This window comes from Bacillus sp. ATD, assembly GCF_050585765.1.
Lineage (GTDB): Bacteria > Bacillota > Bacilli > Bacillales > Bacillaceae > Bacillus > Bacillus stercoris.
In genome coordinates, this window is the sequence record NZ_JBOBQH010000012.1 from 101,692 (window position 1) to 114,675 (window position 12,984).

Genomic DNA, 12,984 nt, shown 5'->3' on the forward strand with positions numbered 1-12,984 from the left:
AGAAAAACAGCCCCCTTTTTGAAAATTATACCATATTCAGGGGCTGTATTTTAATTAAACTCATGCATTTTTCTCTTTGACAAAATAAGTGTTTCCTACTGCTTCTCCCCTTTTGTTCTGAAGCTTTCTCGTCCGATCGTTTTCAAACGGCAAAAGTGGAAATACAAGTTCTGCAAAATAATACGCTTCTTCTAGATGCGGATAGCCGGAGAATATAAATGATTCTATGCCGAGTGCCTGATACTCCGCTATCCGGTCGGCAATAGTCTGCGGATCACCGACAAGGGCTGTTCCTGCCCCTCCTCTGACCAGACCGATCCCCGCCCACAGATTCGGGCTGATTTCAAGCTTCGTCCGATCGCCTTGATGAAGAACGGCCATCCGCTGCTGGCCTGAAGAGTCGTAACGGCTTAAAGCAGCCTGCGCTTTGGCAATGGTGTCATCATCCAAGCGGCTGATCAAGCGCTCAGCCGCTTCCCACGCCTCTTGTTCAGTTTCACGGGCAATGACATGCAGCCTAATGCCAAACCGGACAGATCTCCCTTCTTTTTCCGCCTGCTTTTTGACTCTCTCAATCTTTTCTTTTACTTGTTCAGGCGGCTCCCCCCATGTCAAGTACACGTCTGTATGCTTTGCGGCAGCTTCAATCCCTGCCTGCGACGATCCACCGAAATAGATAGGCGGATGCGGCGCTTGCTGCGGCGGGAAAAGCAGATTGCTGTTTTCCACTTTTATATGCTTTCCTTCATAGGAAACCGTTTCTCCCTGCAAAAGTTTTCGCCAAACGGTTAAAAATTCGTCTGTTGCTTCATAACGCTCATCATGACTGATAAACAGGCCATCACCTGCCAACTCATACGGATCGCCACCTGCCACAACGTTGATCAGCAGCCGTCCGTCTGAAATGCGGTCTAGGGTGGATGTCATTCTGGCTGCTAAAGAAGGCTGCATTAAACCAGGTCTTACCGCGACTAAAAACTTCAGGTCCTTTGTTTCTCCTGCCAGCGCCGACGCTGTAAGCCACGGATCCTCGCACGATCTTCCCGTCGGCAGAAGAACCCCTGTATATCCCAGCCTGTCTGCCGCCTGCGCGATTTGTTTAAAGTAAAGATGGTCCGCAGTCCGTCCATCACTTTCAGATCCTAAATATCTCGCGTCTCCATGAGTCGGTATAAACCAAAGAATTTCCATATTCATCCCCCTTAGATACTCTATCCTTCGTAGCTGTTTCTCCACTTTAACAGCTTTCGTTCAAGCAGCCTGACGAAGGAATCCGTCAGCTTTCCAACCACTGCAAAAATGATAATCCCTGCAAAGACTTTGTTCGTTTGTGAAAATTGTCTCGCATCCATAATCATATAGCCGACTCCCGAGCTTGAGCCCATCAGCTCTGCTACAACGAGCCCGAGCCATGCAATGCCGAGCGATAAGCGAATGCCTAGCAATATATTGGGCAGGGCTGCCGGCAATATCACTTTGGTTATCTGCTGATGCCATTTAAATTCAAGGACCCGAGCGACTTCAAACAGCTTCGCATCAACTCCGCGGATACCGTTAAACGTATTGATATAGACGGGAAAGAAGGCACCGAGCGCAATCAGCAAAATTTTAGATACTTCGTCAAATCCGAACCATAAAATAAACAGCGGCGTGACGGCCAAATGAGGTACCGTTCTAAGCATTTGCAACGACGGATCAAGATACAGCTCCGTTCGTTTTGAGAATCCGGCCAAAATCCCGATTATCAATCCAAGTCCCGCGCCAAGCAAAAAACCAAGCGCCGCTCGATAAATGCTGATTTGCAGATGGCCGAACAGCTCACCGGACAAAATAAGCTCCTTAAAGGTCAGGACAATCGTCACAGGCGTAGGCAGCACTGTAGCGGACACAAGCCCCAGCGCGCCGATAATCTGCCAGATGGCAATGATGGCAGCGGGCAGTAAAAGCCCCTTCGTCCAGTCATATTTTCTCCTTCCGGGCTTTTTTCGCACTGCTTCCGCATTCGTTTTGGGCAGCGAGCCCGCAGCCTCTGCTTTCATCACTGATCACCTCCTGAGGAATATTCCTTTAATGCTTTTTTGATAAAAGTGTTATCCACAACATCCTTCACATCAATCTTCTTATCTATCGCCTGCGTTCGAAATTGAAAATCTGCTGTTTCCTGCTGTGCTTTCACAATATCGTCACTAATGACCTCATTCAGGGGCTCAGTATTCTTCAGCACATTTTCGACGACCTTTTTATCGAGATCTTTAATGTCTGCATACAGTTCTGCTGCTTCATCCAAATGTTCCTTTTGCCATACAACAGCCTTATTAAACACCTTCAGAAAACGGACCACTTCGTCTGGATGCTCTTCTAAAAACTTGGTTCTTACTAAAGTAAAGCCCGGTGAATATAAATCTGTGCTTTCTCCATTCACAAGGATTTTTGCTCCGTGTTTCATAGTTTCTAATGACAAGTACGGCTCCCAAATGGACCAGGCATCAACAGATCCGTTTTCAAACGCCGAAGCCGCTTCATCAGGCTGAAGCTGAATAATTGTCACATCATTAGCTGACAACCCGACTTGATCAAGCGCTTTATACAAAAAATCAAACCCGCTGCTGCCTTTAGCGACTGCAATTTTCTTCCCCTTTAAGTCCTTGACTTCCTGAATGCCGCTGCCTTGATTCACAAGGATGCCGTTTGCTTTCAATCCGTCCTGTGACAAACCGATTTCTTTAAAGTCAATGCCTGCCGCCTGTCCAGCGATCACAGGCGAATTGCCGACTTGAGAAAAATCAAGTTTGTCTGCCGCAAGGCCTTCAAATTGGGGCGGACCGCTTTGAAACTCCACCCATTTCACTTTGATGCCTTCTTTTTCAAATGCATCTTCGAACCAGCCTTTCTCCTTCGCGATCAAAAGCGGGCTTAAGCTTTGCTGAATACCAATACGAATTTCCTTCAATTGTTTGTGATCACCATTGGCTCCGTTTGCTCCGCAGCCTGCGAGCAAAAAAATAACGGCAACCATTACAATGAGCCTTTTTTTCATTTCCGCTTCCGCCCTTTCTATATCCCTGATCCTTCAGCGTACTCCAAATCTTCTGTTTTCTCGAATTCCGACAGCACTTTCTGCCTGATCGCTTGGAAATCCGGAGTCGTCCGGTTCCGCGGATACGCCAGGTCAATGGGCATCAGCTTATGGATTTTCCCCGGTTTGGCCTTAAGGATCGCAAGCTCATTTCCTAAATAAACAGATTCATCTATATCGTGAGTCACGAGAATCATCGTTGTTTTTTTCCTCCTCCATATCTCCAGCAGCACGTCCTGCAGATGTTTTCTTGTAAAAGCGTCAAGTGCACCAAACGGTTCATCTAAAAGCAGCACCTCAGGCTCCCGCAGAAGGGCCCGGGCAATGGCAACTCTTTGTGACATGCCGCCTGACAGCTCGCGCGGATATGCTTTTTCCGATCCTTTCAATCTGACAATCTCGATCAGTTCATCCACCTTCTGTTTGACTTTTGGGTCCTTCAAATTCAAGTCGGCGGCAATATTCTGCTCAACTGTCAGCCAAGGAAAGAGGCGGTGCTCCTGAAAAATAAATCCTTGCTGAATCCCCGGAGCTGTTACGCTGCGGCCGTTGATTTCAACACTCCCGTCATATTCAGAATCAAGTCCCGCAATAATCTTTAACAAGGTGCTTTTCCCGCACCCGCTCGGTCCGATAAGCGTTAAAAATTCACCTGGTGCGATTGATAATTGTATGTTCTCTAAGACCGTGTTTTTGCGGCCCTCTTGAACAAATGCCTTTTCTTTGATGCTGATGGTCACAGCCACTTTTATCCCCTCTTTCTGCCAACCCCGCCTTCAAAAAACAAAAAGGCCCCCATCTCTGTTCTTGTAGAGATGAGAGCCTTCGGCGGTCCGATCAGCTGCCCAATTGTTTTTTGTTTGAATAACATGTTAATTCAAATTATTCCGATATGTCAACTCTTTTTTAAAAATGCGGTTTTTGATCCTTGTTTATCACTTACTCTGCTTGTTTCGCAAGTAGAGAAGAAAAAATGATTTCTTCTAAAATTATTAAATGCTATGAAATAGCTGATATAACAAGGTTTTTCACCATTTGCAATACTAGATATCGCTTAATATAGATAACTATTTTATAATAATTATAAAATAATATTGACTTTTTAATTAGAGGTGATATTATGTTCTTATAAATTCCAAGAGGTGATAACATGAGTTCAAATAAACTGACAACTAGCTGGGGCGCTCCGGTTGGAGATAACCAAAACTCAATGACTGCCGGTTCTCGCGGACCAACTTTAATTCAAGATGTACATTTACTCGAAAAATTGGCCCATTTCAACCGAGAACGTGTTCCTGAACGTGTTGTTCACGCCAAAGGAGCAGGCGCACACGGATATTTTGAAGTGACAAACGACGTAACAAAATATACGAAAGCCGCTTTCCTTTCTGAAGTCGGCAAACGCACACCGCTGTTCATCCGTTTCTCAACAGTTGCCGGTGAACTTGGCTCGGCTGACACAGTTCGCGACCCACGCGGATTTGCTGTTAAATTTTATACTGAAGAAGGAAACTACGACATCGTCGGCAACAATACGCCGGTATTCTTTATCCGCGATGCGATTAAGTTCCCTGATTTCATCCATACACAAAAAAGAGATCCAAAAACACACCTGAAAAACCCTACGGCTGTATGGGATTTCTGGTCACTTTCACCAGAGTCGCTGCACCAAGTGACAATCCTGATGTCTGACCGCGGAATTCCTGCGACACTTCGCCACATGCACGGCTTCGGAAGCCATACATTCAAATGGACAAATGCCGAAGGCGAAGGCGTATGGATTAAATATCACTTTAAAACAGAACAAGGCGTGAAAAACCTTGATGTCAATACGGCAGCAAAAATTGCCGGTGAAAATCCTGATTACCATACAGAAGACCTTTTCAACGCAATCGAAAACGGTGATTACCCTGCATGGAAACTATATGTGCAAATCATGCCTTTAGAAGATGCAAATACGTACCGTTTCGATCCGTTTGATGTCACAAAAGTTTGGTCTCAAAAAGACTACCCGTTAATCGAGGTCGGACGCATGGTTCTAGACAGAAATCCGGAAAACTATTTTGCTGAAGTAGAACAAGCGACATTCTCACCTGGAACACTCGTGCCTGGTATTGATGTTTCACCGGATAAAATGCTTCAAGGCCGACTGTTTGCTTATCATGATGCACACCGCTACCGTGTCGGCGCAAACCATCAAGCGCTGCCAATCAACCGTGCACGCAACAAAGTGAACAATTATCAGCGTGATGGACAAATGCGCTTTGACAATAATGGCGGCGGATCTGTATACTACGAGCCTAACAGCTTCGGCGGCCCGAAAGAGTCACCTGAGGATAAGCAAGCAGCATATCCGGTACAAGGTATCGCTGACAGCGTAAGCTACGATCACAACGATCACTATACACAAGCCGGTGACCTGTATCGTTTAATGAGCGAAGATGAACGTGCCCGCCTTGTTGAAAATATTGTTAATGCTATGAAGCCGGTAGAAAAAGAAGAAATCAAGCTTCGTCAAATCGAGCACTTCTATAAAGCGGACCCTGAATACGGAAAACGCGTTGCAGAAGGCCTTGGATTGCCGATTAAAAAAGATGCTTAATCGAAATGCAAAAACCCGCTGGAATCAGCGGGTTTTTTTATATTTAGTTACGCATTGCGTATGCTTCTCATCAATCTTCATATAAATTTCCTCCATGAGCTCCGCGCTGTTTATGATCTCTCGTTTGTTTTTTTCAATCAGCAGCTCGAGCGGCAAAATCTGATTCCCGTAGGTTTTTCGCTTCCTGAATCGTTTTCTTCCCTTTTCTTTTTTGACTCCCATCAATAATCCCTCCTTTTTCATACAAAAAAGGCCCTTATCTAAAGATAAGAGCCTTCGGTGTTCCGATCAGCGCGACAGTTTTGAAAATTTGTACTGACCATGTTAATTCATACAATACTGACCTGTCAACTATATTTTGAAGATATTGACGCTTTATTAGATTATATCCACGCTTTTTCCTTATACACTCTTTTACCCTGACGCATAAGCTAGAGTAACTAGAATACGTGAGAAAGAGATGTGGGAGTGTGGAAAAGACAAAACTGACCGGACGTATCGTCACACGGGATGATCCGGACTATAACGAAGCAAGGACCAATATTAACCTGAGCTTAGAAAGGTATCCTGACATCATTGTGTTTTGCCAAAACAAACAAGATGCACTCAATGCGCTGAAATGGGCGCGTGAAAACCATGTGCCTTTCCGTATTAGAGGCGGCAGGCACAGCTATGAAAATTTCTCCCTTTTAAATAACGGTCTTGTTATTGATTTAAGCGAAATGAAAAAAATAACTGTAAATCAGGATAAAAAGCTTGCCTATATTGAAGCAGGCGCTGAATTGGGAGAAGTCTATCGGACTCTCTGGCAATACGGCCTGACGCTTCCCGCAGGCACCATTGCTAATGTAGGGCTCACAGGTTTAACTCTCGGAGGAGGTATTGGACTTTTAACAAGGGCTGCCGGTCTTACTTGTGACCGCCTCGTGAATCTCGAGATGATAATAGCAGACGAAAAAGAGGGCGCTGATTTGGTTACAGTCAGCTCTTCAAACCATCCAGACTTATTTTGGGCGTCTCAGGGAGGCGGAGGCGGCAATTTCGGCATTGTCACCTCCATGACATTTCAAGCGGTGCCCATCTCTCAAGTGTCGATTTTTTCAATTACATGGGGCTGGGATGATTTTAAAGAAGTATTTAACACGTGGCAGCACTGGGCCCCCTATACAGATGACCGGCTTACCTCATCAATAGAGTTTTGGCCTAAAGAAGTAAACCGGATAGAGGCCCTCGGCCAATTTGTCGGTCCAAAAACAGAGTTAAAAAAACTGTTAAAGCCTTTATTGAAAGCAGGAAGCCCGACAAGCGGAATGGTAATCGCAATGCCCTTCATTGAAGCGGTAACCTTTTTTAACAGCCCGGGAGGCAATCAGCCTCAAAAAATGAAACGCTCCGGCTCTTTCATTGAAAAGCCATTATCAGAACGTGCGATTTCAACGATTAAACACTTTTTGGAGCACGCTCCGAATCAAAACGCCAGCGTCTGGCAGCAGTCGCTCGGCGGAGCAGCCGGACGGATCGCTCCAGACCAAACAGCATTTTATTATCGTGATGCAATCATTGCCCAGGAATACCTAACAAACTGGACATCCCCTGAAGAAAAAAGACAAAACGTCCGCTGGATTGAGGAGCTGAGAACATCCCTTTCGAGAGAAACGATGGGGGACTACGTAAATTGGCCAGATATCGAAATCAGAAACTGGCCAAGAACATATTACGGCGAAAATGTTGAACGACTCCGCCGTGTCAAAACGAAATATGATCCAGAAAATGTTTTCCGCTTTGAACAGAGTATTCCTCCGCTTCGACGTTCTCTGTTTTTCTAAAAAAATGAAGATGGAGCATTCTCCATCTTCATCTTTTTTATTGATATAAATTGCTTCCCGTATCGACAAATTCTTTTGCTTTTTCTTTTAATCCTCTATTTATGGCTTCTGCTTCACTGAGATCGTTTTTCTTCGCATAATCTCGAATATCCTGAGAAATTCTCATGCTGCAAAACTTTGGACCGCACATGGAACAGAAGTGAGCGGTTTTTGCTCCTTCAGCCGGCAGAGTTTCATCATGATATTCAAGCGCTCTTTCCGGATCAAGTGATAGATTAAACTGATCCCGCCAGCGGAATTCAAAACGGGCTTTCGATAACGCATCATCGCGGATTTGCGCTCCGGGATGCCCTTTTGCAAGGTCCGCAGCGTGCGCAGCGATCTTATATGTAATGACTCCTTCACGAACATCATCACGGTTTGGCAGCCCTAAATGCTCCTTCGGTGTTACATAACAAAGCATTGCTGTCCCATACCAACCGATCATCGCCGCCCCGATCGCTGAAGTAATATGGTCATATCCAGGGGCAATATCCGTTGTCAACGGCCCTAATGTATAAAAAGGAGCTTCTTTACAAATGTCCATTTGTTTATCGACGTTCTCTTTGATTTTATGCATCGGAACATGTCCAGGACCCTCAATCATCACTTGAACATCATGCTTCCACGCGATTTGCGTCAGCTCTCCAAGCGTCTCTAATTCAGCAAACTGTGCTTCGTCATTAGCATCGGCGATTGATCCGGGACGCAGACCATCCCCAAGAGAAAACGCAATATCATATGTTTTCATGATTTCACAGATCTCTTCAAAATGAGTGTATAAAAAGCTTTCTTGATGGTGAGCCAGACACCACTGTGCCATAATTGCGCCCCCGCGGGACACGATACCAGTTGTCCTTTTGGCAGTCAGCGGCACATACCTAAGCAAAACACCCGCGTGAATCGTAAAATAATCCACTCCCTGTTCTGCCTGCTCGATCAGCGTATCACGATAAATCTCCCACGTTAAATCCTCCGCTACGCCGTTTACTTTTTCAAGCGCCTGATAAATCGGAACAGTTCCCACAGGCACAGGACAATTGCGAATAATCCATTCACGCGTCGTATGAATATCTTTTCCTGTAGAGAGATCCATCATTGTATCTGCTCCCCAGCGGATGGCCCACGTCATTTTTTCCACTTCTTCTTCAATGGATGACGTAACAGCTGAATTCCCGATATTCGCATTAATCTTCACATGAAAATTCCGGCCGATAATCATTGGCTCACTTTCAGGGTGATTAATGTTTGAAGGAATGATTGCCCGGCCACTTGCCACCTCGTCTCTTACAAATTCGGGAGACACATGCTCTCGAATAGCGATAAACTCCATCTCAGGTGTAATGATTCCCTTTTTGGCATAGTGCATTTGGGTGACATTATGACCAGCCTTCGCCCTCAGCGGTTTCCGCTTTAGCCCTGGGTAGCTTACGTTTGGATTTGCTTTTTTATAACCATTATCTTCTGGTTTTATTGCACGACCTTCATATTCTTCCACATCACCGCGCTCTGTAATCCACTTTTGGCGGAGCGGCTTTAATCCTTCTTGAATATTAATAGTAACTTCGGGGTCCGTATACGGTCCGCTTGTATCATAGACACGCACAGGTGCGTTTTCCTCCTCGCCGAACGATCCCGTCGTCGGACTCAATGTAATCTCCCTCATCGGCACTTGGATGTCTGAAGAAGAACCCTCCACGTATACCTTTTTGCTGCCCGAAAAACTCGACATAATAGAAATGTTGGCTTGCTGCACTGAATTGTTTTGCATTACTTATCCTTCCCCTCTCTACGTTTGAAAGGACAAAATCAAGCCCATAACCAGCACAAAAAACCGGATTCATAAAAATGAACCCGGTTACAGTCAGAAAGAAACATATTATTGCCCAGCACGACAATAATAAAAACAATTCCTCTACTTCCCCACGCTGGTACGAACCAGATCAGGTCCAAAGGGTTAAGAAGCTTATCTTCTCTCTCAGCCCGAAAGCGGGCACCCCCAGTAACTATTGATTTCGGACTCATCTTAACATAAAACCAATCGAAAAAAAAGAGGAATATAGAAAATATTCAGCTAATTGAATCCAAATATGTGACGGGCAACGGGATTTCAGATATCCTATGTTCATCCCTCATCACCCGATATGCCTTTGCATCCGATCTTGAACTCACAGTCTGAAACAGCTGATCATTTATGAAATGGAGAGCCGCTCCATCGTCCGCCGCATAGCCATTGCACAAGAATTCGTTAGCTATCAGCTGGTGGTATGCCGGTCTCCGATCCTTTTCCCCGTCATAATGGGGACAAAAGCTCCCTTGCAAAAAACCTAAACTTTTCATACTTGTCAGCGGCCCGGTCGAATCTGTCACGCCTTCTTCAAACCAGCATATCGCACCTGCACTTAATCCAGCTAAAATCACTCCGTTCTTCCATGCCTCTCTGAGAATAAAGTCCAGCCCCCATTCCTTCCACAGCACAAGCATATTGCGCGTATTTCCCCCGCCAACATAGATCACGTCCTTTTCCATAACAAAAGAAGTTAAATCTGTTGACGGCGGCTTAAATAAGGATAAATGAGACGGCACACAATCCATTGTTTGAAACGCATGATAAAACCGCTGAATATAGTTTTGGGAATCTTCACTCGCGGTCGGCAAAAAACAAATACGAGGTGACTCCCGTTCCGATTGATTGAGGATATATTGATCGAGGGACAAATTTTCCGGCTCCATCGAAAAACCCCCGCCTCCCATCGCAATAATCTGTTTCATCATTACACTCCCCAACAAAATTTGTTGTTTATTATAGCATTTTGAATAGAAGCAAGAAACAAAGCAAAATACTTTCTTATCAGGAGCTGCTATAAAAACCAAAGGAGGTGGCTTGCTCATTGAGTCTTTATCCCGAAGACATTTTTGATTTGTTAACAACAATAAAAAACAGCATTAACAACTACACTGTCGCAATAACAGAAGCCGAAAATCCCCACATCAGAAGAGCATTGCATGATCAATTAGATACAGCTGCCCATCTCCATGATGAACTGTCAGATCTTCTGTTGGAAAAAGGGTGGCTTGGGTGAGCAATTTCAATCGATTCACTTTAATCTTGCAGCAAAGACCACAAAAAGAGACGGGATCTCAAAGATGAGATCCCGTCTCTTTTTTATTCCTCCACTCTTCTTAAAGCCTCGTTTACCGTTTCTTTTATAAACGCGTCTTCACCGCTTAATCGGTCTAAACTGAGATCGCCGTTTCTCAGCCTTTCGGAAATATGGTTTATATCCTCCTCTACTGTGATTTGCAGCTCACCAGCCAAAAACATTCTGTGTAATTCATCTGCAACCAAATGTTCTTTATTCACTTCCATCTACTCCTTTGTTTTCAATATTATTCTTAGTCTGCCCCTAGGCTTAGTGAATAATAGGAAAAAAGTATGAATCAAATGAATCTTTTTTCCTCCTTCTTGCGTATATCTGTTGAAAAAAAGAAAAAGGGGAAGATCAAACATGTCATTTTTTAAGAAACTTGCGGCAAGTGCCGGAATCGGAGCTGCAAAAGTCGATACAATTTTAGAGAAAGATGCATATTTTCCAGGAGAAGAAGTCCGGGGAACTGTACACGTCAAAGGCGGAAAAATCGCTCAGGACATCCGCTATATTGACTTACAGCTTAACACCAAGTACGTCATTGTAAAAGACGACGAAGAGCACCGGAAATACGCTACAATTCATTCTTTCCGGGTCACTGGTTCATTTGCCATTCAGCCTGGAGAAGAGCATCAATTTCCGTTCGCATTCACTCTGCCTCTAGATACGCCGATCACTGTAGGAAAAGTAGAGGTTGCCGTGGTGACAGACCTTGACATTCAAGGCGGTATCGACAAATCTGATCATGACCGCATTTTCGTTGAAGCGCACCCTTGGATTGAAAATGTTCTGGGAGCTATCGAAAACCTGGGCTTCCGTCTTAACGAAGCAGACTGCGAACAAGCACCCTACTTCCAGCGTCGCCTTCCGTTCGTTCAAGAATTCGAGTTCGTCCCGACTTCCGGATATTATCGTCAGATGCTTGATGAATTAGAGCTCATTTTCCTTTTAGACGAAGACGGTTTGGAAATCATTTTCGAAGTCGACCGCAGGGCAAGAGGACTGCGAGGATGGCTGGAAGAGATGTATAATGACGGAGAACAGCTTGTTCGTGTCCGTTTCAGCCAATCAGAGCTTGAAGATACAGAAGAGCTAGAAGAGGTACTAGAAGAGATCATAGACCAATACGCTGAGTAAGTAAAAAAAGGAGCCTTAGCTCCTTTTCTTCGATAAAAATAAAAACCCGTTTCTAAATAAGAAACGGGTTCTTCAGTATACCGGTGGTCGGGGTCGAACCGACACTCCAGAAGGAACACGATTTTGAGTCGTGCGCGTCTGCCAATTCCGCCACACCGGCAAGTTTTTTACGTCGTATCTAACCGACGAATATAAATATATCATGGATCTCATAATGTGTCAACGTATTTCAAAAAAGTTTTTTTGGAAATATAAAATAGAAAGTGTTAAGAGAATCTCTATCATCGATTTCTCATAACTTAGCCAGTTATGAGAAATCAAAGCAATAAAAAAATGATCTACATAAGTAGATCATTTATAGATTAGTTATAATGATAAAACACAAACACCAATTCAACTTACCATGTAAGTAAAATTGGTGCCGAGGGCCGGACTTGAACCGGCACGGTAGTCACCTACCGCAGGATTTTAAGTCCTGTGTGTCTGCCAATTCCACCACCCCGGCAAAAGAAAGGCGACACCCGGATTCGAACCGGGGATAAAGGTTTTGCAGACCTCTGCCTTACCACTTGGCTATGCCGCCGTAATTGGAGCGGAAGACGGGATTCGAACCCGCGACCCCCACCTTGGCAAGGTGGTGTTCTACCACTGAACTACTTCCGCATTTTAAGGGACTTAATACATCATATGCAGTTGATATGAAAAGTGAGACTGGGCTAGCTGGATTCGAACCAACGCATGACGGAGTCAAAGTCCGTTGCCTTACCGCTTGGCTATAGCCCAATGATAATATGGGGCGATTGATGGGAATCGAACCCACGAGTGCCAGAGCCACAATCTGGTGCGTTAACCACTTCGCCACAACCGCCATAATCTCAAGATGTCATAAATTTGGCAGGGGCAGTAGGAATCGAACCCACACCGGAGGTTTTGGAGACCTCTGTTCTACCGTTAAACTATGCCCCTATAAATGGTGGAGGGGGGCAGATTCGAACTGCCGAACCCTGAGGGAGCGGATTTACAGTCCGCCGCGTTTAGCCACTTCGCTACCCCTCCACATTAAATTTTGAAAAACAGTGCCGGCAAGAGGACTTGAACCCCCAACCTACTGATTACAAGTCAGTTGCTCTACCAATTGAGCTACACCGGCATAGG

At 44.9% G+C, this 12,984-nt stretch carries 11 protein-coding genes, 9 tRNA genes, 1 pseudogene and 1 riboswitch; of the genes and pseudogenes, 4 read left to right on the forward strand and 17 right to left on the reverse strand.

Annotated elements, in window-relative coordinates; genetic code table 11:
* Nucleotides 1-60: 60 nt before the first annotated feature.
* The 4 genes from ssuD to ACQXR1_RS20430 are packed head-to-tail and all read right to left on the reverse strand — an operon-like array spanning nt 61 to nt 3,822.
* A complete protein-coding gene (gene ssuD / locus ACQXR1_RS20415; protein ID WP_430772777.1) occupies nt 61-1,191 on the reverse strand; it encodes an FMNH2-dependent alkanesulfonate monooxygenase in 1,131 nt (376 codons plus the stop codon).
* A 20-nt stretch (nt 1,192-1,211) separates the two neighbouring features.
* Nucleotides 1,212-2,042, reverse strand: a complete 831-nt coding sequence (locus tag ACQXR1_RS20420) for an ABC transporter permease (protein WP_430772778.1) — start codon at nt 2,040-2,042, stop codon at nt 1,212-1,214.
* The gene (locus tag ACQXR1_RS20425) at nt 2,039-3,037 is read right to left on the reverse strand and encodes an aliphatic sulfonate ABC transporter substrate-binding protein (protein ID WP_430772779.1); all 999 of its coding nucleotides are present in this window, start codon (nt 3,035-3,037) and stop codon (nt 2,039-2,041) included. Before ACQXR1_RS20425 ends, ACQXR1_RS20420 begins: the two co-directional genes overlap by 4 nt.
* A 17-nt stretch (nt 3,038-3,054) precedes the next feature.
* Nucleotides 3,055-3,822 (reverse strand): ABC transporter ATP-binding protein, encoded by a 768-nt coding sequence (locus ACQXR1_RS20430; protein ID WP_430772780.1) that lies wholly within the window; start codon nt 3,820-3,822, stop codon nt 3,055-3,057.
* A 404-nt stretch (nt 3,823-4,226) separates the two neighbouring features.
* Here ACQXR1_RS20430 and katA point away from each other — a divergent pair, with 404 nt between their 5' ends.
* Nucleotides 4,227-5,678, forward strand: coding sequence for a catalase KatA (katA, locus tag ACQXR1_RS20435; protein WP_430772781.1), 1,452 nt, complete (start codon nt 4,227-4,229; stop codon nt 5,676-5,678).
* Between the two features lie 24 nt (nt 5,679-5,702).
* On the opposite strand, the gene senS is transcribed toward katA, so the two are convergent.
* The gene (gene senS / locus ACQXR1_RS20440) at nt 5,703-5,900 is read right to left on the reverse strand and encodes a transcriptional regulator SenS (RefSeq protein WP_003245192.1); all 198 of its coding nucleotides are present in this window, start codon (nt 5,898-5,900) and stop codon (nt 5,703-5,705) included.
* A gap of 248 nt (nt 5,901-6,148) precedes the next feature.
* Between senS and ACQXR1_RS20445 the strand changes: the two genes are divergently transcribed.
* Nucleotides 6,149-7,504 carry an FAD-binding oxidoreductase gene (locus tag ACQXR1_RS20445; protein ID WP_306289968.1) on the forward strand — a complete coding sequence of 452 codons (1,356 nt, stop codon included), beginning with the start codon at nt 6,149-6,151 and terminating at the stop codon, nt 7,502-7,504.
* A gap of 37 nt (nt 7,505-7,541) precedes the next feature.
* Here the strand turns inward: ACQXR1_RS20445 and thiC are convergent, their stop codons facing one another.
* Complete coding sequence (gene thiC / locus ACQXR1_RS20450; RefSeq protein WP_069839156.1) at nt 7,542-9,314, reverse strand: phosphomethylpyrimidine synthase ThiC; 1,773 nt, start codon at nt 9,312-9,314, stop codon at nt 7,542-7,544.
* A gap of 132 nt (nt 9,315-9,446) precedes the next feature.
* Nucleotides 9,447-9,554, reverse strand: a riboswitch (TPP riboswitch).
* Between the two features lie 59 nt (nt 9,555-9,613).
* The gene (locus ACQXR1_RS20455) at nt 9,614-10,315 is read right to left on the reverse strand and encodes a Type 1 glutamine amidotransferase-like domain-containing protein (protein ID WP_430772782.1); all 702 of its coding nucleotides are present in this window, start codon (nt 10,313-10,315) and stop codon (nt 9,614-9,616) included.
* Between the two features lie 41 nt (nt 10,316-10,356).
* Here ACQXR1_RS20455 and ACQXR1_RS20460 point away from each other — a divergent pair.
* Nucleotides 10,357-10,626: pseudogene (locus ACQXR1_RS20460) on the forward strand (spore coat protein).
* Nucleotides 10,627-10,709: 83 nt separating this feature from the next.
* Here ACQXR1_RS20460 and ACQXR1_RS20465 read toward each other — a convergent pair.
* Entirely contained in the window at nt 10,710-10,913 is a 204-nt protein-coding gene (locus ACQXR1_RS20465; protein WP_147771670.1) for a hypothetical protein, read from the reverse strand.
* 139 nt (nt 10,914-11,052) lie between these two features.
* Between ACQXR1_RS20465 and spo0M the strand changes: the two genes are divergently transcribed.
* Nucleotides 11,053-11,829, forward strand: a complete 777-nt coding sequence (gene spo0M, locus ACQXR1_RS20470) for a sporulation control protein Spo0M (RefSeq protein WP_430772783.1) — start codon at nt 11,053-11,055, stop codon at nt 11,827-11,829.
* A 78-nt stretch (nt 11,830-11,907) separates the two neighbouring features.
* Here spo0M and ACQXR1_RS20475 read toward each other — a convergent pair.
* The 9 genes from ACQXR1_RS20475 to ACQXR1_RS20515 all read right to left on the reverse strand — a co-directional run bounded on the left by ACQXR1_RS20475 (nt 11,908) and on the right by ACQXR1_RS20515 (nt 12,979).
* Nucleotides 11,908-11,989, reverse strand: a tRNA-Leu gene (locus ACQXR1_RS20475).
* A gap of 256 nt (nt 11,990-12,245) precedes the next feature.
* Nucleotides 12,246-12,334, reverse strand: a tRNA-Leu gene (locus tag ACQXR1_RS20480).
* A gap of 7 nt (nt 12,335-12,341) precedes the next feature.
* Nucleotides 12,342-12,412, reverse strand: a tRNA-Cys gene (locus ACQXR1_RS20485).
* A gap of 5 nt (nt 12,413-12,417) precedes the next feature.
* A tRNA-Gly gene (locus tag ACQXR1_RS20490) sits at nt 12,418-12,492 on the reverse strand.
* 48 nt (nt 12,493-12,540) lie between these two features.
* A tRNA-Gln gene (locus tag ACQXR1_RS20495) sits at nt 12,541-12,612 on the reverse strand.
* Nucleotides 12,613-12,621: 9 nt separating this feature from the next.
* Nucleotides 12,622-12,697: transfer RNA gene (locus ACQXR1_RS20500), tRNA-His, on the reverse strand.
* Nucleotides 12,698-12,721: 24 nt separating this feature from the next.
* Nucleotides 12,722-12,795 (reverse strand) — tRNA-Trp (locus ACQXR1_RS20505).
* Between the two features lie 5 nt (nt 12,796-12,800).
* Nucleotides 12,801-12,885 (reverse strand) — tRNA-Tyr (locus ACQXR1_RS20510).
* A 21-nt stretch (nt 12,886-12,906) separates the two neighbouring features.
* A tRNA-Thr gene (locus ACQXR1_RS20515) sits at nt 12,907-12,979 on the reverse strand.
* Nucleotides 12,980-12,984 lie beyond the last annotated feature (5 nt).